Raw genomic sequence first — 20,356 nt, 5'->3', positions numbered from 1 at the left:
TCGCCCGCGGGTACGACTCGTCGACGAGCCGACACCGCCGAACTCCCCGATCCCCCCGAACCCCCAGAGCCCCTGAGACCCAAACCCCGGGCGCCCCGGCGGCACCCGGCGCCCCAGCGAGAGAGAGATGGTCGAGATTCCGACACTCGATCCGAGCGAGGCACCGCGAGCGCGCCGATGGGATGCGCTCGTCCTCGGCAGCGGCCTGTCCGCGCTCGTGGCGGCGGCCCGGATCAGCGCGGCGGGGCAGCGGGTGCTCGTCGTCGAAGAGGAAGCCCGCGCGACGCTGCCCGCGGCGCTGAAGGAGCCCTTCTTCCTGGGCGGGCTGCGCGACCAGGGGCTCCTCGACGCGACGCTCCGTGCGCTGACCGTCCCGCTGATCGACCGCCGACGGATCGCGAACGAACGCCTGGCCTATCAGGTGCTCGCCGACCCGATCCGGGTCGACATCGGCCAGCCCCTCGCGACCGCCGACGAGCTCGTCGCGTGGGGACTCGCCAAGCCCGACGAGGCCCAGCAGCTGATCCGGCGACTCGTCGAAGCCGCCGAGGCGGAGCGGACCCTCCTCTACGAAGCACACTTCGTCCGGATCGGCCGGCGCGCGAGTGGCGCCATCACGATCCCGCCCGGCGGCGTACCCCAGGCGGCCGAAGCCGGTGCGGCTCGACGAGGACTGCCCGGCGAGGTCTCCGCCGCGGAGGGGGCCCTCGCCCAGGTGATCGCGGCGCAGGTCCGCGCCCTCTCGAATACCGCGGGTGACGGGATCGCGCCCGAGGCCCAGGCGCGGCTCCTCGGACTCGGTCTCGCCGGCGGCGCGGGCTTCGCCGACGACCCGCCGTGGCTCGTCGACCTCTTCCGCAAACGCGTGACCGCGCTCTACGGTGACATGCGGATCGTGTCCGGGGACTTCGAGCTCGTCCAGGTCGCCGGCCAGCCCGGAATCCGGATCGCCCGGACGGGCGAGATCTGGCTGGGTCGCTGCCTCGTCCTCGGGGCCGCGTCGACGGCCGTGCGCGACACCTACGGCGACGATCCGCTCCGGCCCGCACCGAGCGTGCTCGACCGCCCCGGCCCACGCGCCTACCGCGGGGCGTTCCTCTTCCGCGTGCCGACCCGGATCCTGCCCGAGGGCATGGGCGCCCGCGTGATCCTGCCCGGGACCGAAGGCCCGGACGGGACCCGTTCGCCCACGGCGGCGGTCACCGCGTTTCCCTGCCAGACCCACCCGTCGCGGGTCGACCTCGTCGCGCGAGCCGTCCTCCCGGACGCGACCCCGGACACCCTCCACGAGCGCCTCGCGACGCTTCGAGCCGACGTGGCGGAACGACTCCTCGCGCTGATGCCCTTCTGTGGCGACGATCTCGATTGGGTCGACTACGACCGACCGACCTGGGACAGCGACGACGGCTGGCTCGAGACGGCCGCCCCGGACCAGGGGTGGCCTTCCGACATCGATCTCCGTCGGTCGACGCGCCCGACGGTCTACGGCCTCGACCGGGCGGCCGCGGGCGGACTCGGTCTCGAGGGCGACCTCCTCCTGGGCTGGCGGGGCGGCGACGCGATCGCGGCCGAGCTCGGGTGAAGCGGGCCCGATGACCGCGTCGGCCGAACCGACGAACGCCGGCCCCGCGCAGACGGAGGCGAAACCAACGTCCGCGCGCGCCCTGCTCTGGCGCCTGCTCCGGCGCGCGCGGGGCTACCGACTCGTGATCACCGCCCTCTTCGTCCTCGGCCTGATCGTGGCGGGCGTGCGCTACGGCCGCGCCTGGCTGATCCAGCCGGCCCTCGACGAGGTCGTCGTCCCCTTCTCGAGCGGACGCTCCGAGGCCGGTGAGGTCGGCTCCCTCGCCCTCTCCCTCGCCCTCGTCTACGCGGTCACCTACGTGATCCAGCCCTTCGCCGTCTTCTTCCGCTCGTACTCGGCCCACTGGGTCGTCGCGAGCGTCCGCCGCGACCTCGACCAGGACATCGCCCGCCGACTCCTGGCGGCGCCGCTCCGGGCCCACCGCAGCGGGACGAGCGGCGACTTCCTGGCGCGCGCGCTGACCGATGCCCAGCTCGCCTGCCAGGCCGTCCTGCTGGTCTTCAACGAGGTCATCCTCAACTCGCAGATCGTCCTGATGGGCTTCGTCGCGCTCGTCGTGACGAGCTGGCCGCTGACCCTCCTGACCCTCCTCGGCATGCCGATCCTGCTCGTCGTGCTCTCGTATTTCGGCAAGCGGGTCGAGACCCAGGCCCAGCGACGCCAGGAGACCCAGGGCGACCTCTCCCAGCGGCTCCTCGCGATCCTGTCGGGCATCAAGGTCATCAAGGCGTTCCAGGGACAGGAGGTCGAGGAGTCGGCCTACACCGTGCAGACCGGGAAGTATTTCCGACGCCACATGAAGGTCGTCTGGAACGGCGTCGCGTCCCGGGCCGTCGGGGAGTTCATCAATCCCCTGATCGCCTGCATCGTGCTCGGCGTCGGACTCTGGGCCGTCCTCGGCGAACGGCTCTCGCTCGGCGTGCTCTTCCAGTTCGGCGCCTGCCTCGGGATCATCTACAAGCCGCTCAAGACGCTGATCCAGCACTACCCGAAGATCGTGGAAGCCAGCGCGGGCGCGCGGCGGGTCTTCGAGGTGCTCGACCTCGAGGACGAGCCGCCGGATGCGCCCGGCGCACGCGCGATGGAAGGCCTGTCCCACCGCATCACCTTCCGCGACGTCCACTTCGACTACGGCGGCGATCCCGTCCTCCAGGGCATCGACCTCGAGATCGCCCCCGGCGAAGTCGTCGCCTTCGTCGGCCGGACCGGGACGGGCAAGTCCACGTTGATGGACCTCGCGCTCCGCTTCCACGACCCGACCCGGGGCGCGATCGAGATCGACGGTGTCGACCTCCGCGACTACGCCCGTCGCTCCTTCCTCGACCAGGTCGCCGTCGTGACCCAGGAGCCCTTCCTCTTCGACGTCTCGGTCGCCGAGAACATCCGCTACGGGCGACGCGACGCGACCGACGAGGAAATCCGTGCGGCCGCACGGGCGGCCTCCGCCGACGAGTTCGTCCAGGCGCTCCCCGACGGCTACGACACGACCGTCGGCGAGTTTGGCCTCCGCCTGTCGGGCGGCCAGCGCCAGCGCCTCACGATCGCCCGCGCGATCCTGGCGGACCCGGCGATCCTGATCTTCGACGAGGCGACGAGTGCCCTCGACGCCCGGACCGAGGCCGCCGTCCAGGAGGCGATCGAGTCCCTGCGCGGCGAGCGGACGATCTTCCTCGTCGCCCACCGCCTCTCCACGATCCGTCGGGCCGACCGGATCGTCGTCCTCGACGGGGGCCGCATCGTCCAGACCGGCACCCACGACGAGCTCGCCGGCCAGCCCGGCGTCTACCGCGACCTGATCGGCGCGCAGGCGGCGTAGTCGGCGCGGTCGGCGGGAAGTCCGCAGGCCTTCCCCGCCGAGCGCCCGCAGGCAGCGGACGAGCCTAGCCGCGAACGCGCTCCACGCTTCGGACGCCCCTGACCTTGCGGATCTCGCGCATGAGCTTGGCCAGGGTCTCGACGTCCTGGACCCAGAGCTCGAAGGTGAGCTCCGCGCCCTCCCCCGTCGTCGCGCCGGACCCGTCGGTCTCCGCGGTGGACACCCGCGCGGATCCGATGTTGATCGACGCGGCGGAGATCGTGTTCGTGATCTTCGCCAGGATCCCGGGCTCGTCCCGGCAGAGGACGCGGATCGCGATCGCCCGACGGGCCTCCGATCCCTCGTCCCAATCGACTTCGATCCGACGGTCCGGATCGAGGGCGAAGACCTTGACGCAGCCGCGGGTGTGGACGGTCACGCCCCGGCCGCGGGTCACGAAGCCGATGATCTCGTCGCCCGGGAGCGGCTCGCAGCAGCCGGCGAAGCGGACCATCACGTCGGACGTGCCGGAGACGCGCACGCCGGAGTCCGACTTGCGCCGCTCGCGCTGGAAGAGACGTCGGATGCGCTTCGGGACGACGTTCGCGGCGGAGGTCGCGACCGGCTCGGGCGCCTCCTGGCCGGCGAGCTTCCGCACGAGGGCGCTGGCGGCGACCTTTCCGTAGCTGATCGAAGCGAAGAGGTCGTCGACCGACTTGCCGCCGAACTCCTGCTCGACGTAGCGATCGAGAGAGCCGTCTTCCTGGACCGCGCCGAGCGAGAGGTCCGCCTTCTTGAGCTCGCGGCTCAGGATGTCGCGTCCGAGGTTGACGGCGCGCTCCTTGCCCGCCTGACGGATCGAGTGGCGGATGTGGTTGCGCGCCTTGCTCGACACGGCGAACTCGAGCCAGTCCTTGCGCGGGACCTGGTTCGCCCGCGTGATGATCTCGACCGTGTCGCCGTCCCGCAGCCGCGTCCGCAGCGGCATGAGCCGTCCGTTCACCTTCGCACCGGAGCACTGGGACCCGACCTCGCTGTGGATCGCGTAGGCGAAGTCGATCGGCGTCGCGCCGGCCATCAGGTTGATGACCTCGCCGGTCGGCGTGAAGACGAAGACCTCGTTCGGGAAGAGGTCGAGCTTGACCGCATCGAGGAACTCGTGCGGGTCCGAGAGCTCCTTCTGCCACTCGATCAGCTGGCGCAGCCAGTCGAACTTCGAATCGTCGCTCTCCGGCCCGAGCCGGCCTTCCTTGTACTTCCAGTGCGCGGCGATCCCGAGCTCCGCGTCGCGGTGCATCTCGCGGGTCCGGATCTGGACCTCCATCCGCTCGCCGAACTCGCCGATCACCGTCGTGTGGAGCGAGCGGTAGCCGTTCGGCTTGGGCAGCGCGATGTAGTCCTTGAAGCGGTTCGGAACCGGAGGCCACATCGCGTGGATCTGGCCGAGCACCGCATAACAGTCCTCGACCTCCTGGTCCACGACGACGCGGAACCCGATCGCGTCGTAGATCTGCTCGATCTCGAGGTCCTGACTCTTCATCTTGGCGTAGATCGAAGAGATGTCCTTGACCCGCCCGAGGACCTCGCCGGAGATCCCGACCTCCGCGAGCTTCGCCGAGATCACCCCGATCACGTTCTCGATGTAGGTCTCGCGCTCGTCGCGGGAGACGTGCAGCTGAGCCTCGAGCTCTGCGGCGGCGTCGGGCTCGAGGCACCGGAAGGCGTGGTCCTCGAGCTCCTGCTTCATCCAGTACACGCCGAGCCGGTGGGCGAGCGGGACGTAGATGTCCATCGTCTCCTGGGCGATCCGCCGGCGGCTCGACTCCTTCATGTACTGGATCGTCCGCATGTTGTGCAGTCGATCCGAGAGCTTGATCATCAGGATCCGGATGTCCTCGGACATCGCGATCAGCATCTTGCGGAAGTTCTCCGCCTGCTTCTCGCGCGCACTCCGGAACTCGATCCGCGCGATCTTCGTGAGCCCCTCCACCAGGAAGGCCACGCGCTCGCCGAAGAGACGCTCGATCTCCTCGCGAGTCGTGAGCGTGTCCTCGAGCGTGTCGTGGAGGAGGCCCGCGATCACCGTGTCCTCGTCGACGCGGAGATCGAGGAGGATCCCGGCGACTTCGAGGGGATGGATCAGGTAGGGCTCGCCGGAGAGGCGCTCCTGCCCGTGGTGGACCTTCGCCGTGAAGACGTAGGCACGCTGGAGCCGCTCGACGTCCGTGTCCGGATTGTATTCGAGCATCTGGTCGACGATGTCGTTGACGCGCAGCATGCGAGCGGGCTCGCCTCGACGGAGCGCGGGTCCGGGACCTGGGCGCTCCGACAGTTTCGCGAGGAGAATCGGGCAGTTGGCGCCCTTCTCCCACGGCGTGGGGCCCTCCGAAAGTAACGGTCGCCCTGCCCCCGGGCAAACGAAGCGCGTCTACCCGCCGGGCTGCGTCGCTTCCCAGGCGGCCAGAACGCGGGCCCGCCCGTGCTCCGCCGCCATTTTCTCGCGGGCGCCCTCGCGCACGCCGGCGATCACGTCGAGGACCTGCTGGACCGCGACCTCGAGGTCGTCGTTCACCACCGCGAAGTCGAAGTGCTTCGCCGCCGCGAGCTCCCGGTCGACGAGCGCCAATCGCTTCGCGATCACCGCATCGCTGTCGGTCTTCCGCCCGCGCAGGCGCTCTTCGAGCACCGCGAGGCTCGGCGGCAGCAGAAAGACGAGGATCGCATCGGGCATCCGCTCGCGGACCTGCTCCGCGCCCTGGACCTCGATCTCGAGGATGACGTCCCGGCCTCCTTCGAGCGGCGCTTCGATCGCGCGCCAGCTGGTGCCGTAGTTGTTCCCGTTGTACTCCGCGTGCTCGAGGAACCCGTTTTCGCGCACGAGTTCGAGGAAGGCCTCCTCGTCCACGAAGTGATAGTGGACGCCGTTCTCTTCGCCGGTCCTCGGCGCGCGGGTCGTGTGGGAGACCGAGAGGGTGAGCCCCGGGTCCTCCTCCAGCACGCGGGCGCAGAGCGTCGTCTTCCCCGTCCCGGACGGCGCGGCGACCACGAATACGTGTCCCTTCTTCGATCCGCCCCCGCTCACTCGTTCGACTCCCCGTCGAAGTCCGGCGCGAGGCGGGTCGCGATCGTCTCGGGGGTGATCGCCGAGAGGATCACGTGATCGCTGTCGGTCACGACGATCGAGCGCGTCCTCCGCCCCTCGGTCGCGTCCAGCAGCTTCCCGTTCCGGCCCGCCTCTTCGCGAAGCCGGCGCATCGGCGACGAGCTCGGCGAGACGATCGCGATCACGCGGGCGGCGGTGACCAGGTTGCCGTAGCCGATGTTCACCATCGTCGGCGCAGCGGCGACGTGACGGTCACGGACGCCGGGCTCCGGGGTTCGACTCTTGGGCGGCGGATTCTCGGGACTCACGGGGCGGCCCTACTCGACATTCTGGACCTGTTCCCGGATCCGCTCGAGCTCGGTCTTGAGCTCGACCACGTCCTGAGCGAGCGGCGCGTCGTTCGCCTTGGATCCCACCGTATTCGTCTCGCGTCCGAGTTCCTGGAGCAGGAAGTCGAGCCGCCGCCCGACCGGCTCGCCGGGGCCCGCACCGGCCAGGGTCTCGCGGAACTGATCGACGTGGCTGCGAAGCCGGACCAGCTCCTCGGTGATGTCGAGCCTGTCCGCCGCGATCACGATCTCCTGGTGCAGGCGGGCCTGGTCCATCAGACCGACCTCGCGCTCGATCTGCTCGGCGCGTTTGCGAAGGCGTTGCTTCGCGACTTCGACGACCTCGCCGGCCCGGGCCTCGAACGCGTCGGCGAGGCCCGCCACGGTCTGCAGTCGTCCCTCGAACTCGGTGGCGAGAGTCTCGCCCTCCGCGCGCCTCATCGCGATCAAGGCGTCGATCGCTTCGTCGACCGCCTCGTCGAGGGGACCGAGCAGGTGTTCGGGCTCGACCTCGGTCTCGACCAGGGTCGTGACCCCCGGCAGCGAGAGCAGCGAAGACACGTCGAGTCCCTCGCCGAGATCGTGCGCCGCGCGCAGGCGCCCCGCGGCCTCGACGTACTGAGCCGCGATCGCCTCGTCGATCTCGAGTCGCGTCGCCGCCGTTCCCATCACGAGGTTCACGGTCACGTCGACCTTGCCTCTGGAGAGACGGCTCCCGATCCGCTGCTTGAGGCGGTTCTCCTGGTCGGCGAAGGCGCGCGGCAGGCGGATGCGCAGATCGAGGTGTCGGTGATTCACGCTGCGCGCCTCGACCTCGAGACCGATGCGTCCGTCCTCGCGCGTCGCGCGACCGAATCCCGTCATACTGTGGATCACGATCTTCTCTCGTCCTCGTGCTGGGCTGCGTGCTGGGCCGTGTCGTGGGCATCGTCGCCCGACCGGTCCGCGCCGGCGACCGCGAGCACGCGCGGCAGGCGCGCGCGGAGCTCCGCTGCCGAAACCACCGCCGTCCCGATCTTCGTGACGGCCACCGACGCCGCGGCGTTCGCGACGATACAGGCCTCGCCCAGGGACGCACGGGCCCCTTTCGCGAGGGCCAGCGCCGCGACCGTCGTATCGCCGGCGCCCTGAACGTCGAAGACGGCCCGGGCCTCCGTCGGAACGTCGATCAGCACCCCGTTCCGATCGAGCGCGAGCATGCCCTCGCTCCCGCGCGTGACGACGATCTCGCCGCCGCCGATCGCCTCACGAAGCTTCTCGAGCAGCGCGCGGTCGACCTCCGGCCCGGCGCCGAGGGCCCTCCCGAGCGCCTGCGCTTCGGAGGCGTTCGGCTTCGCGAGCGCGACGCCCCGGAACCGCGTGAGATCCTGTTTCGGATCGGCGATGACGGGAAGATCCCGGGCGCGGGCGAGCGCGATGACCGATTCCGCGAGCCCCCCGGCCAGAAGCCCCTTGCCGTAGTCCTGAAGGATCACGGCGTCGCAGCCCTCGATCGACTCGAGGCAGGCTGCACGCAGCCGGGTCGTCTCGGCCTCCTCGAGCGGCCGGGTCTCCTCGCGGTCGAGGCGTACGACCTGACGATCTCCCGAGGCGACGCGCAGCTTGTGGGTCGTCGGTCGGGAATCGAGCGGTACGACCCCCGAGGCCTCGATCGACTCGGCCGCGAGTGCGCGCAGGAGCGTCTCTCCTTCGGCGTCGCGCCCGACCACGCCGACCAGGCGACAGCGCGCACCGAGGGACGCGATGTTCCGCGCCACGTTTCCGGCGCCCCCCGGTGCGGTGCGAAGCGATGTGACGCGCACGATCGGCACCGGCGCCTCGGGGCTCATCCGCTCGACCTCGCCCCCGCGGTCCTCGTCGAGCATCAGGTCGCCGACGACGAGCACGCAGCACCCCTGCCAGGCTCGGGTGAGGTCCTCGAGGGCGGCCAGTCCATCCGGCTCGATCGCGCTCATCGCTCCCCCTCCGCGCGCCCGGCGATCGGGCCATCCGGCACGGGCGCCTCGGCGAGGGCCCCGGCCAGGGAGGGCTCGGGCGGACGCCCCCGAAGATGCCACAGCACGAGACCGGCCCGCTCTCTCAGGCGGCGACGATCCCGCTTCGAGAAGGGCGCGGCCACGAGCGCGACGAGGATGCCGCCGGCGGCGCGGGCGAAGCGGATCGCGCGCACGACCCGCGCGACGGTCTCGCCGCGGTGACGACGGAGTGCGCGATCGAGGGAGCGCAGGTACTCGACCCGCGTCGCAAGCGGGGCGCGCGCCTTGCTGCTCGCGCCGAGGGCGTGCGGGACGACGAGACCGGGCACGAAGGCGACGCGATGGCCCGCAGCGCGGACGCGCGCGCAGAAATCGGTCTCCTCGAGGAAGAAGAAGAAGCCCTCGTCGAGCGGACCGACCTTCTCGAGCAGATCGCCTCGCAGGAAGAACACGGCCCCCCGGACCGCCTCGACCTCGCGCCAACCGAAGGGCGGCCCCACGTGGTCCCGCTCCGGCGCGCGAAGGCGCCGCGCGGCCCTCTCGCCCAGGAGCTCGCTGTCGAGTCCCGGCAGGACGTGCACCGATCGCTGGGGCCGTCCGTCCGGATGCGCGAGGGCGGGGCCGACGACGCCGACCCGCGGTTCGGCGTCGAGGAGCGCCACCCCGCCGCGCAAGGCTTCGGCCGTCAGCAGGACGTCACTGTTCAGCAGGAGCGCGTGGCGGCCGCGGGCGAGCCGGAGCCCGGCGTTCGCCGCGGCGGCGAAGCCCCGGTTCCGCGCGAAAGCGACGACCCGCGCGCCCGCTCCCCGCGCGTAGTGCGCACTCCCGTCCCGCGAGCCGTTGTCGACGACGATCACCTCGGCCACGAGTTCGGGACGACGTCGCGCCGCTTGCGCGAGCGAATCCAGGCAGCGCGCCAGGAGCGCCTCGGTCTCGAAGCTCGGGATCACGATCGAGAGATCGATCATCGGTCGCCCTTCGCTCATCCCACCTCCCGGGAGAGGGCCCGCTCGGTGGCGTCGAAGGCCGCGTCGACGGGGATCGAGCGTAGACAGCGGTGGTCGATCGGGCAGGTACGGCGGTAGCAGGGGCGGCAGTCGTGCGCGGTCTCGAGGATCTCGATCCGATCCAGGTTGTCCGCCGTCTTCTCGACCGACGTCGGCCCGAAGAAGACGACGCTCGGCACGCCGAACGCCGCCGCGACGTGACGCGCCCCCGCATCGTTCGCGACGAGCGACCGGGCCCCGCGAAGGAGCGCCTTGAGCGCCCCCAGATCGAGGCTTCCGTCGAGCACCGTCGGCGCCGCCTTCATCCCCGCCTCCACGGCGCGAACGCAGGCGGATTCGCCCGGCGCGCCGATCAACACGACGGAATGCCCCCGCTCCGCCAGGCGATCTGCGAGCTCGGCGTAGGACGTCGCCGGCCAGCACTTCGACGGGCCGAAGCTCGCCCCCGGCGCGATCACGATCGGCGGCGAGGCGGCGAGCACGGCGCCCGACGTCCCCGCTTCGGCCAGCGCCGCCTCGAGTCGCGTCTCTTCAACTTCGGTCACGCCGAGCGCGAGCCGAAGATCCGGCGAACCGACCGAGCGCGCTTCGGGCACCGCCGCCTCCACCAACGTGATCGCGAACCGTTCGCGGGAAACCAGTCGCCGCCGGCCCCAGGAAGCGGGCGCTTCGAGCACGTCGTGAAGGAGCGCGCGCCGCAGGGGGTCGCGGGCGAACCCTGCGACCCGGCGCACCCGGCCCGCGCGCAGGAGCCACGCCGAGGACACGGATTCGGGGAGCGCGAGCCCGAGGTCGAAGCGTCGTTCGGCGAGGCGCGCGCGATCCGCCCGCCAGGCGGCGAGTCCCCCGTCGCCTCTCGACGCGAGGGGCCAGATTTCGTCGACGACGTCGAGGCCCGCGAGCAGGGGCGCGAGGGGCGGCGGGAGCAGCGCAACGACGTGCGCATTCGGCCGCCCGCGTCGCAGCGCACGCAGCGCCGGCGTCGACATCACCACATCCCCGAGCCAGTTCGGGCAGCGCACGACGATCCGCTCCCCGCGCGACACCGACGTCACGCCCCGGACTCGCTCGTGGCGGACCGTGCCGCCCCGGTCGCTTCGAGCAGGTCGACGACTTCGGCGACGACGGAGGCGGGCGCGATCGAAGTCATGCAGACCGGACGCGAACAGCCCCCGCGACAGGGAGAGCACGGAGCGGGAACGTGGACCCTACGATGGGGCGAGCCCGTCCAGGGGGCGTTCTGGCGCGGATGCGTCGGCCCGACCAGCTGGACCACGGGAACGCCAGCGAGCGAGGCCGCGTGGAGCGGCCCCGAGTCTGCGGCGACGAAGACCGACGCGCGGGCCTGCAGCGCCAGCAGGTCGTCGAAGGAGCGCGTCTCGGGCGCGAGAACGAGGGCCCCTTCGGCGCGACGGACGATGTCCTCGGTCAGGCTGCGTTCGTGCCGGTTCGGGCCGCAGGCGATCCAGGCCTCGAGGCCTTCGGCGGCGAGCCCCCGGGCCACCGCGGCCCAGCCCGCCGCCGGGTAGCGTTTGTGGAGTGCGCGCACGCTGCTGCCCGGATGGAGCAGGACGAAGTCCCGCCCCCGCTCGCGACCGGCGGCGCGCAATCGGGCCGTGAGGCGCGCCTGCGCAAGGGGCGACGCCGAGAGGAGCGGCGTGTCGGGCACGCGCACGCCGGGCAGGATCGCGTCCACCAGCGACGCGTTGCGGGTGAAGCGCGAGGCTTCGGGATCGTGCAGGGCCGAGTGGCGGTTCGCGAAGAGCGAGGCCATCTCCCGCGAGATCGGCGGGGGGTAGCCGTAGCGGATCGGGGCGCCCGAGAGCCAGGCGAGCCAGCCGCTCTTGAGCAGACCGTGGAAGTCGATCGAGATCTCGAAGCGCCGATCCCTCAGGTTGCGGCGGAAGCGACGGAGCCGCCGCGCGAACTCCATCGGATCGCCGTCGCGGAGGGACTCCATCAGCAGCCGCCGTGGGAAGACCAGCACTTCGTCCACCAGGCGGGAGGCTTCGACGACGCCGGCGCTGGCCGGCTCGACCAGCCAGGTGAGGTGGGCCCCGGGGTAGATCGCGCGCACGGCCGCCACCGAGGGCAGCGTCCGGATGACGTCGCCCATCGCGCCGAGGCGAAGAATCAGGATGCGATCGGCGGGAGGCGGATTCGTCATGGGGCAAGGCGCGACCAGTGACGGAGCGCGGATTTCGACGGGCGCGGCGTGGAACGGAAAGCGATGGAGGACGCGACGAGCGGGCGCCGGTCCGACACCGCCGATACGATAAGGACCATGCGAATCGCGCGCACCCTTTCGCTCTACGTGATGCGCGAGACCCTGCTCTATTGCGCGCTCACCTTCGTGGTGATCACCCTCGTCCTGCTCACGCAGAACGTCCTGCGCCGCCTCGACACGCTCGTCGGCGTCGGCATGACGGGCTCCGACCTGCTGACGGCGCTGCGCTTCATCCTGCCGATCGCCCTCTCCTACGCGATTCCCCTGTCCCTCCTGATCGGCATGCTCCTCGCGATCCGACGCCTCTCGAGCGACGGCGAGCTCCTCGCCCTGCGCGCGAGCGGTTTCGGCCCCACCGCCTTCCTCTCCTCCTTCCTCGTGCTCGGCGCCCTCGCGACGGCGCTCTCCGCCTGGCTCCTCGGCAGCGTCGAGCACCAGGCCCGGCGCGATCTCGTGGCCCTCGTCGAGCGGGTGGCGGCGCGCGGAGCGGTCGTCGAAGCGGGGAAATTCCGACACACCGGCTCCCAGACGATCTTCGCCGAGGACCACGACCGGGAGGGCGGGCTTCGGGGCGTGATGATCTACGACCAGTCCCGACGGGACACGCCGCTCCGGATCTTCGCCGCCCGTGGGACGGTGGCCTTCGACGAGGACGCACGAGAGATGCGGCTCGAGCTCGAGAAGGGAGAGATCCACATCGAACCGCGGCCGGACGCGCCGGAGCGGTACGAGCGGATGCGCTTCGAGTCCTTCTCGTACCGCATCGATCTCGGGCATCTGCTCTCGCGACAGCTCTGGCCGGTCCGTCCGAAACAGATGTCGATCCCGGAGATCGAGCGCGTGCTGGAACGCGCCGAGCAGGGCGATCCGCTCGTCGAGCTCGACGAGAAGGACCCGCGCGAGTACGCCCTCGAGATCCATCGCCGCCGCGCCCTCCCCTTCGCCCCGCTCCTCTTCGCGGGGCTCGGGGTCCCGATCGCGCTGGCGAGCGAACATCGCCGGCGCCACCTCGGCCTCTTCCTCGGACTCCTCGCCGCGTTCGCCTACTACGGCCTCGGGTCCGCCACCGAGTCCCTCGCCCTCTCCGACCGACTCGATCCCGCCACCGCGCTCTGGCTCCCGAACGTCGTCGCCGCCGTCGCCGCCGTCGCGCTGATCCTGCGCGGTCGGGACCGGATTCCGTCGTGAGCGCCGGACCGGATTCGGTTCCCGGAACGGCGCGCGCTGATGCGGTGCGAGTGGTCATCGCCGGGACGTTTCGGAGCCGTGCGGCGGCAGCGGCCCTGGAGCGCGATCCGACCTCGGTCCTCGCCCGCGCACCGGAGGTCGCCGGAGGACGCGGACGCCACCGGCTCCTCTCCGAGAGCGATTGGGGGGCGACGGTGCGGGTTCGGCTGGGTCGGAGAGGGGGGTTGCTCGGCCCGCTCCTGGGAGACCGCTACGCGACGCCCACGCGGTCGCTTCGAGAGCATGCCCTCGTCGAGGGCCTCCACGCCGAAGGCCTGCCGGTCGCAACGCCGGTCTTCGCGGTCGCCTGGCGCGCCGGCCTCGGATGGCGATGCGCCATCGCGACGGTGGAACGCGAGAACGCACGGGACCTGGCCCGCGTCCTTCGGGACGAGCACTCGGGTCCGGTACGCCTTCGCGCCGCGCGGGCGGTCGCGCGGACGCTGCGGCGTCTGCACGATGCCGGTGTCACCCACGGCGACCTCCAGCTGCGCAACCTGCTCGTCGAGCCCGCCGAGGACGCGGAGGACCTCGTCTGCGTCGCGATCGACTTCGACCGCGCCCACCGCGGCCCCGCGTTGACCCCCTCGGCGCGCATGAAGGAGTGGATGCGGCTCGTCCGATCCTTCGACCGGACGGGTCATGGTGCCGAGATCACGCCGCGCATCGTAGCGACGGCCCTCTCGGTCTACTGTGCCGGCGATCGCGGCCTACGGCAGGCGATGCGCGCGTGCGAGCCACGGGAGCGGGCGCGGATCCGTCGCCACCGACTCGGGTGGCGCGTGCGCGATCGGCTCTTCACGCCGCGACGTTAGGCGCTTCGCTCGCGAGATCGGGTCCGATCGGAGCGGCGGCGGCCCACACGTTCGCCGATCCCTTCGAGGATCCGATCGGTCAGCGCGTCCGGCGTCTCGATCTCGAGCTCCATCCGCAGGACGGAGACCCGGATCCCCTCGAGCCACCGAGCCACGATCTTGTACGCATCCTTCTCGGTCGTGATCCAGTGGATGTCCGGAGAGAGCGCCGCGTGGCCGCGGCGTCCGACGAAGTCCCGCTCGGCGTAGGCGTGGTGGTCGGGAAAGAACCGCTCGGCGACGACCGTCGCCCCGAGCGCCTCGACGCTTCGCCGGAGCGAGGCCGGCCGGGCGATCCCGGCGAGCAGACCGACCTCCTGACCGTCGAGCGAAGCCGGCGCCACAGGCTCACCGCCGCCGAGGGGAACGAGCGCGCGCGGCGTGCGCGCGCCGCGATAGACCGGGACGTCCTCGGCCGTGACGCCACCGAGACCGGGGACGCCGCTGGGATCCGATCCGGTCGCCCCCGGCGCCCCGTCGACGACGAGCAGCGCATCGGCCTCACGGAGGGCGGAGCGCGGCTCACGGAGCGGCCCGGCCGGCACGACCCGTCCGTTCCCGAGTCCGGCGACGCCGTCGATGCAGACCAGATCGAAGTCCCGGGCGAGGCCATGGTGCTGGAAGCCGTCGTCGAGGACGAGGACCTCCGCGTCGAAGCCCGACACCGCCCGGTGTCCCACGACGACGCGATCCCGTCCGACGAGGACCGGAACCCCGGGCGCATGGGCCGCGAGCACGAGCGACTCGTCGCCGGTCCGCGCCGCCTGCGCCCGCACGTGCCGCCCGTCGGAGACCACGTTCACCGGATCCCGCGTCTTCCCCCCGTAGCCCCGGCTCGCCAGAACGACCCGCAGCCCGCGCGCGTGGAGCCCCCGCGCGACCGCCGCGGCGGCCGGCGTCTTGCCCGCGCCCCCGACGGTGAGCCCCCCGACGCTCACGACGGCGCAGGCCGGACGCCCTCGCGCGGCCCGGCTTCGGGTGGCGACCGCGCGATGGACGCTCGCCGACGCGGACCAGACCACGGACACCGCCCGCGCGGCCGCGGCGCGCAGCGCGCGTCCGATCGCGGCGCCCGGCGAGTCCTCGGACGGAGGCGCCGACACGTCGCCGTGGGATTCGTCAGACGGCGGAGCCTGCACGTCGCCAGTTGATTCGTCAGACGGCGGAGCAGGCACGACGTCCGGACGCTCTTCAGACGGCGGAGGCGGCACGACGTGCGAGCACCTCCTCGATCAGCCGCCGGGTCGCTTCGACGCTGCCGCGATGGGCCTCGAGGGCCTCGCGACCGATCTCGCCGCGCACGCGACAGGCCTCGAGGTCGTCGAAGGCCGCGACCAGCTCGGCGGCGAGTCCGGCGGCGTTCGGCACCTTCCTCCCCGCGTCCCCCAGCTCGAGGATCTCGACGATCTTGCGAACGTTCTCGACCCGCGGCCCGAAGAGCACCGGACAGCCGGCGTGTACGGGCTCGACCAGGTTGTGCCCACCGACCGGCGCCAGGGTCCCCCCGACGAACGCGATCGACGCCGTCGCGTAGAGCGCGGGCAGCTCGCCCAGCGTGTCGAGCAGGAGGACCTCGCCGGGCACGAGGTGCCGTCCCTCGAGCTCGCTTCGCCGGACCACGCGACGCCCGCGGGCCTTCACCAGGGATGCGACCTCGGCGCAGCGCGCCACATGCCTCGGCGCGAGGACCAGGACGAACGCGTGCCCCGCCTTCTCGGCCGCCGTCATCGCATCGAGGAGCGCCGCCTCTTCGCCCTCGTGGGTGCTGCCCCCGATCACGACCGGACAGTCCGCCAGCGCGCGGATCAGGTCGATCGACAGCGCGGGCTGATCCGGCGGCGGGTCGAGCTTGAGATCTCCGGTGACGGCGACGCGCGCCTCGGGAACACCGAGCTCGACGAAGCGCTCCGCGTCGAGCTCGGTCCGCGCGCCGACGGCGTCGACTCGCGCGAGCGTCGGTCGGAGGAGCCGGCGGACCCGGCGATAGCGAGGGAAGGATCGGTCCGAGAGACGTCCCGAGGCGACCACCACCGGCACGCCGTGCCGCGCACAGCCGGCGATCCAGCTCGGCCAGAGCTCCGTCTCGATCAGGACCGACAGCGACGGCTTCGCCTGTCGCAGCAACCGCTCGACGGTCCACGGGTGGTCGAGGGGGAAGAGATGGGAGTCGCCGTGGGGACGGTCGTTCCGCAGGACCTCGCGCCCCTCGACCGTCGAGGTCGTCGCGACCACGGGATGCCCGGCGGCTTCGAGCCCCTCGATCAGACGCGCCGCCGCCTTCGCCTCGCCGACGCTCGAGGCGTGGACGTAGATCGGGGGCTCCGCCGGCCCCGCTCCGAGCTCGGTCGAAGGTCGACCGAGGCGCTCACCGAAATGCGGACGCAAGCCTGGCCGGACGAGCCACGCGAGGGCGAGCACCGGCGAGAGCCCCGCGGCCAGCAGGAAGGCGACGCTATGCGCGATCGGCCCCAAGCATCTCCTCCGCGATCCGCGCCGCGCGAACCGAGGCCCCCGGTTCGCCGAGCCGACTCCGGGCCCTCCGGAGCGCTCCCACCTGTGCGACGGCCGAGGGCGACGCCCCGCTCGTCTCCGGCAAGAGTGGCCCAAGTTCCGCCGCGATTCGATCCGGCGTCGCGTCGTCCTGGAGGAGCTCCGGCACGATCTCCTCTTCGGCGACCAGATTCGGCAGGGCCACCCGCGCCCCGACGAAGCTCCGACGGACCAGCGCCACCGACAGGGCATGCGCGCGGCCGACGACGACCATCGGCCGCTCGCGCAGCATCAGCTCGAGGGTGATCGTCCCGGGCTTCGTGAGCCCGACGTCGATCGCGTCCAGCCAGTCGGGCTCTGCCGTGACGACGCGGATCTCCGGCCCGGCGCCCGCTTCGGCGAGCAGCGCATCGATCCGCTCCGGGTCGACCGAAGGCGCCCGGACGAGGACCCCGTCGAGATCGGGCCGCTCCGCCCGAAGCCGCTGGAGCGCACCGATCATCGGAGGCAGGTGCCGGACCAGCTCGTTCCGCCGGCTCCCCGGAAAGAGACCCACGAGCGGGCGCTCCGGATCGAGTCCGAGGCGGGAACGCGCAGCGACGCGGGCGGCGGGCGCCGGCGCCTGGGCGACCTCGCGATCGAGGATCGGATGGCCGACGAAGTCGGTCTCGACGCCCCACGCCGACCAGAAAGCGGGCTCGAAGGGCCAGACGACGGCGATCCGATCGGCGCGGGCGGCGATCCGGCGCACGCGGCCCGCGCGCCAGACCCAGACCTGGGGGGCCACGTAGTAGAGGATCGGCGCGTCGCAGAAGACGCGGGCGACGCGCATGAACGGCAGGTGGAAGCCCCCGGAATCGATCACGATGACGAGGTGGGGACGGCTGGCCCGGAGCCCACGGATCACGCGGCGCCAGATCCCGACGATCCGGCCGAGGCTCGGCAGCCACTCGAGCAACCCGCCGATCGCCAACGCCTCCTGGTCCGCGAAGCGCTCGAGCCCCGCCGCCTCCATGCCGGGGCCGCCGAGCCCCACGAAGCGCGTTCCCGGTCGCGCTGCAGCGATCGCGCGGATCAGGTCCGCGCCGATCGCATCGCCGGAAACGTCTCCCGCAGAGACCCAGACCGTCGCCATCTCAGACGCCCTGCCCGATCGCGGCGCGCACACGATCGACGAGCTCGAGGGTCGCGACGCCCTCTTCGCCGTCGTTTTCCGGCCGGCTCCGCTCCCGGCACGCGCGGACGAAATCCGCGAGCTGAAGGTCGAGCGGCTCGCCGAGACCCGCCACGACCGGCGCCGGCGGAATCGGATGGCCGTCGGGTCCCGTGACTCGCCCCGTGATCAGATCCGCCGAGACCGTCCCGCGATCACCCGACACTTCGATCGTTCGGCGCTTCGCCGCGTGCACGCGACTCGCCGCGAGTTCGATGCGTGTGCCATCGGTGAGGGTGAGGACGGCCTCGGCCTCGTCGACGCGATCGTTCGAGACGCATCGCCCCGTCGCCTCCAGGCTTTCGACAGCCCTGCTCTCCGCGTGGAGGCGCCGTCGCACACTGTCGAGGTCGTGGAGCATGAAGTCCTGCACGACGTCGATGTCGAGGCCTCGGTCGGTTCGCGGGTGGAAGCGGTCGACCCGGATGCGTTCCGGCGTCCCCGCCGCCTCGAAGACCCGGGGCCAGACCGGGTTCCACCACTCCGAGAGGCCAACGGCGAGGATCCGTCCGCGCTGCTCCGCCGCCTCGACCAGGCACTGCGCCCCCTTCGCCGATCCGGTCATCGGTTTCTCGACCAGGAGATCCATCCCCGCCTCGAGGACCCGACTCGCGACGGCCGCGTGCGCCGCTGCCGGAACCGCGACGATCGCCCCGTCTCCCTGGAGCTCGCCCCTCGCCAGCGCCCGTCCCCCGAACTCCCCAGCGACGCGCTCGCTCCGCGCGGCGTGCCGGTCGAGGACGCCGACCAGCTCGCAATCGCCGACCTCCTCCGCCCGACGCGCGACCGCGCGCGCATGCAGCCTCCCCATCGGCCCGGCACCCACGACGACGATTCGCAGCATGCTAGGCGTCCTCCGAACCTTCGCCCGGAGCGAACGCCCACACGATACGCCGGTGCGAGCCCGCCGCTCGCGCCACCTCCGCTGCGTCGATCACGAGCGTCGCGCCGGCTTCGACGGCGAGCGCCTCGACGCCCGCCTCGGCGAGGGTCTCGATCGTGGTCGAGCCGATGGCAGGGAGATCGAGTCGCGGGTCCTGTCCCGGGCGCGCCGCCTTCACGATCGTCACCCCCGGCCCGGCCTCCTGCCCCGCCATCCGGATCAGCGCATCGGTCCCATTCGCCGTCTCCCGCGCCACGACCTCGCCGTCCTTCACGGCAATCGCCTGGCCGAGTACGGACGCGGGCTGCGCGGCCAGAGCGGCGCGTCCGACCTCGAGATCGGCGCGATGCGCGCGGGTGGGCGCCTCGGGACCAAGCGGACCGGGCGATGCGAGAAGCGGCGCGAGCAGGGTGTCCTGACGCGCGAGCGGAAGGCCGAGGTCCTCGAGGAAGTCGGCGATCGTCGACATCCAGGCCACGTGCGCTTCGGGTGCGGCCCCCTGGAAGAGCCGGCGGGCCGTGTCGTCGGGCTCGAAGAGCGGCGACGGAGAGCGGACGAGTGCCGGATCGAAGTGCCCCACGATCAGGAGCGTATCCACCCCGCGCGCGCGCATCCGTTGCACGAGGGCGTCGACCTGCCCCAACCGGATCCGCGCCTCCGGGGCGACGAGCGTCGGATCGCTGATCCCCTCGAAGCCGAGGAGATCGAACGTCACGCCCGACTCGGAGAGACATCGCGCCGCCTCACCGGGCAGCGCCCCGCCTCCGGCGATCAGACCGACCCTGCCCTCTGCCAACCGCGGCTCCTCCGGTCCAGCGCGCGTTTCCGTCGATGCCCTCGCCTGCGCCTAACGACAGAAACCGCGTTCGGTCTTCCGCAGGAAGGTCACGAGGCGCTCCACCTCGGGAACGGCTCCGATCTCCTCGTCGATCCGGGCGAGCGCCTCCGCGAGGGGAAGCTTCGACTGGAGGAGCAGGTGGAACGCGTGCTTGATCTCGGCGCGGGTCTTCGCAGGAAAACCGCGACGCCGCATCCCCACGGCGTTCAGCCCGACGATCTTCGCCCGGTCCCCGGCCACCATCGTGAAGGGCGGCGCGTCCTGGGCCACCTTCGACCCGGCCGCCGTCATCACCGATTCACCGATCCGCGTCCTCTGGTGGAGGCCGGTATAGGCACCGAGAACCGCGTAGTCCTCGACGAGCACGTGGCCGCCCAGCCCGCAGAAGGGACTGATGATCGTGTGATTGCCGATCTGACAGTCGTGCCCGACGTGCGCCCCGTTCATCAGGTAGTTGTCCTCGCCCACCCGGGTGCAGCCGCCCCCGCGCGCCGTCCCGACGTGGACCGTGACGTGCTCGCGCAGCACCGTCCGCGCCCCGATCTCGAGGCGGGTCGCTTCACCGGCGAACTCGGTGTGCTGGGGCTCTCCGCCGAGCACCACGTGCGGGAAGATCCGACAGTCGGCGCCGACGCGACTCCGCCCGATCAGGGTGGCGTGCTGTCCGACCAGGGCGCCCGCGCCGAGCTCGACCTCGGCGCCGATGAACGAGAAGGCTCCGACGACGACACCGGCCCCCAGGATGGCGCCGTCCTCGACGCAGGCCGTCGGATGGACGGACACGTCGCCTCTGCGCGGGGACTCTTCGATCGTCGAGGACACCAGCGGG

Annotated in this window: 18 protein-coding genes; 4 read left to right on the top strand and 14 right to left on the bottom strand. The window is 71.9% G+C overall.

The features are described 5' to 3' along the window. Nucleotides 1-127: 127 nt before the first annotated feature. The gene (locus NXI30_24650) at nucleotides 128-1,582 is read left to right on the top strand and encodes an FAD-binding protein (GenBank protein MCR9097420.1); all 1,455 of its coding nucleotides are present in this window, start codon (nucleotides 128-130) and stop codon (nucleotides 1,580-1,582) included. 10 nt (nucleotides 1,583-1,592) lie between these two features. Then, the gene (locus NXI30_24645) at nucleotides 1,593-3,401 is read left to right on the top strand and encodes an ABC transporter ATP-binding protein/permease (protein ID MCR9097419.1); all 1,809 of its coding nucleotides are present in this window, start codon (nucleotides 1,593-1,595) and stop codon (nucleotides 3,399-3,401) included. A gap of 64 nt (nucleotides 3,402-3,465) precedes the next feature. Here the strand turns inward: NXI30_24645 and NXI30_24640 are convergent, their stop codons facing one another. From NXI30_24640 to NXI30_24605, 8 genes are all read right to left on the bottom strand, one after another. Next, the gene (locus NXI30_24640; GenBank protein MCR9097418.1) at nucleotides 3,466-5,658 is read right to left on the bottom strand and encodes a bifunctional (p)ppGpp synthetase/guanosine-3',5'-bis(diphosphate) 3'-pyrophosphohydrolase; all 2,193 of its coding nucleotides are present in this window, start codon (nucleotides 5,656-5,658) and stop codon (nucleotides 3,466-3,468) included. A gap of 150 nt (nucleotides 5,659-5,808) precedes the next feature. Beyond that, the gene (gmk, locus tag NXI30_24635; GenBank protein ID MCR9097417.1) at nucleotides 5,809-6,462 is read right to left on the bottom strand and encodes a guanylate kinase; all 654 of its coding nucleotides are present in this window, start codon (nucleotides 6,460-6,462) and stop codon (nucleotides 5,809-5,811) included. Further along, a complete protein-coding gene (locus NXI30_24630; protein ID MCR9097416.1) occupies nucleotides 6,459-6,710 on the bottom strand; it encodes a DUF370 domain-containing protein in 252 nt (83 codons plus the stop codon). The genes gmk and NXI30_24630 overlap by 4 nt, the downstream gene beginning before the upstream one ends. 90 nt (nucleotides 6,711-6,800) lie before the next feature. Next, entirely contained in the window at nucleotides 6,801-7,688 is an 888-nt protein-coding gene (locus NXI30_24625) for a YicC family protein (protein ID MCR9097415.1), read from the bottom strand. Next, nucleotides 7,685-8,767 carry a PfkB family carbohydrate kinase gene (locus NXI30_24620; GenBank protein MCR9097414.1) on the bottom strand — a complete coding sequence of 361 codons (1,083 nt, stop codon included), beginning with the start codon at nucleotides 8,765-8,767 and terminating at the stop codon, nucleotides 7,685-7,687. The genes NXI30_24625 and NXI30_24620 overlap by 4 nt, the downstream gene beginning before the upstream one ends. Next, complete coding sequence (locus NXI30_24615; protein ID MCR9097413.1) at nucleotides 8,764-9,774, bottom strand: glycosyltransferase family 2 protein; 1,011 nt, start codon at nucleotides 9,772-9,774, stop codon at nucleotides 8,764-8,766. The genes NXI30_24620 and NXI30_24615 overlap by 4 nt, the downstream gene beginning before the upstream one ends. Continuing rightward, a complete protein-coding gene (gene waaF, locus NXI30_24610; GenBank protein ID MCR9097412.1) occupies nucleotides 9,771-10,850 on the bottom strand; it encodes a lipopolysaccharide heptosyltransferase II in 1,080 nt (359 codons plus the stop codon). The genes NXI30_24615 and waaF overlap by 4 nt, the downstream gene beginning before the upstream one ends. Further along, entirely contained in the window at nucleotides 10,847-11,962 is a 1,116-nt protein-coding gene (locus NXI30_24605; GenBank protein ID MCR9097411.1) for a glycosyltransferase family 9 protein, read from the bottom strand. The genes waaF and NXI30_24605 overlap by 4 nt, the downstream gene beginning before the upstream one ends. Before the next feature lie 117 nt (nucleotides 11,963-12,079). On the opposite strand from NXI30_24605, the gene NXI30_24600 reads away from it, so the two are divergent. Both NXI30_24600 and NXI30_24595 read left to right on the top strand, forming a co-directional pair. Next, nucleotides 12,080-13,210, top strand: coding sequence for an LptF/LptG family permease (locus tag NXI30_24600; protein ID MCR9097410.1), 1,131 nt, complete (start codon nucleotides 12,080-12,082; stop codon nucleotides 13,208-13,210). Between the two features lie 50 nt (nucleotides 13,211-13,260). After that, nucleotides 13,261-14,064, top strand: a complete 804-nt coding sequence (locus NXI30_24595) for a phosphotransferase (GenBank protein MCR9097409.1) — start codon at nucleotides 13,261-13,263, stop codon at nucleotides 14,062-14,064. Here the strand turns inward: NXI30_24595 and lpxK are convergent. From lpxK to lpxA, 6 genes are all read right to left on the bottom strand, one after another. After that, nucleotides 14,061-15,206, bottom strand: a complete 1,146-nt coding sequence (lpxK, locus tag NXI30_24590) for a tetraacyldisaccharide 4'-kinase (GenBank protein MCR9097408.1) — start codon at nucleotides 15,204-15,206, stop codon at nucleotides 14,061-14,063. The two genes, NXI30_24595 and lpxK, sit on opposite strands and share 4 nt — an antisense overlap. An 88-nt stretch (nucleotides 15,207-15,294) precedes the next feature. After that, on the bottom strand, nucleotides 15,295-16,575 hold the full coding sequence (locus tag NXI30_24585) for a glycosyltransferase (GenBank protein MCR9097407.1): 1,281 nt from the start codon (nucleotides 16,573-16,575) through the stop codon (nucleotides 15,295-15,297). Then, nucleotides 16,556-17,728: a lipid-A-disaccharide synthase gene (gene lpxB / locus NXI30_24580; protein ID MCR9097406.1), complete on the bottom strand. Its 1,173-nt coding sequence runs from the start codon at nucleotides 17,726-17,728 to the stop codon at nucleotides 16,556-16,558. The genes NXI30_24585 and lpxB overlap by 20 nt, the downstream gene beginning before the upstream one ends. A gap of 1 nt (nucleotide 17,729) precedes the next feature. Next, a complete protein-coding gene (locus tag NXI30_24575; GenBank protein MCR9097405.1) occupies nucleotides 17,730-18,650 on the bottom strand; it encodes a Gfo/Idh/MocA family oxidoreductase in 921 nt (306 codons plus the stop codon). A 1-nt stretch (nucleotide 18,651) separates the two neighbouring features. Next, nucleotides 18,652-19,485 carry a UDP-2,3-diacylglucosamine diphosphatase LpxI gene (gene lpxI / locus NXI30_24570; GenBank protein ID MCR9097404.1) on the bottom strand — a complete coding sequence of 278 codons (834 nt, stop codon included), beginning with the start codon at nucleotides 19,483-19,485 and terminating at the stop codon, nucleotides 18,652-18,654. 51 nt (nucleotides 19,486-19,536) lie between these two features. Beyond that, a complete protein-coding gene (gene lpxA / locus NXI30_24565) occupies nucleotides 19,537-20,349 on the bottom strand; it encodes an acyl-ACP--UDP-N-acetylglucosamine O-acyltransferase (protein ID MCR9097403.1) in 813 nt (270 codons plus the stop codon). Nucleotides 20,350-20,356: the final 7 nt, after the last annotated feature.

The sequence above is a fragment of the bacterium genome, from assembly GCA_024742285.1.
Taxonomy (GTDB): domain Bacteria; phylum Myxococcota_A; class UBA9160; order UBA9160; family UBA4427; genus UBA4427.
The sequence above is the reverse complement of the archived record's forward strand: the minus strand, read 5'-3'. Positions and strand labels throughout refer to the sequence as shown.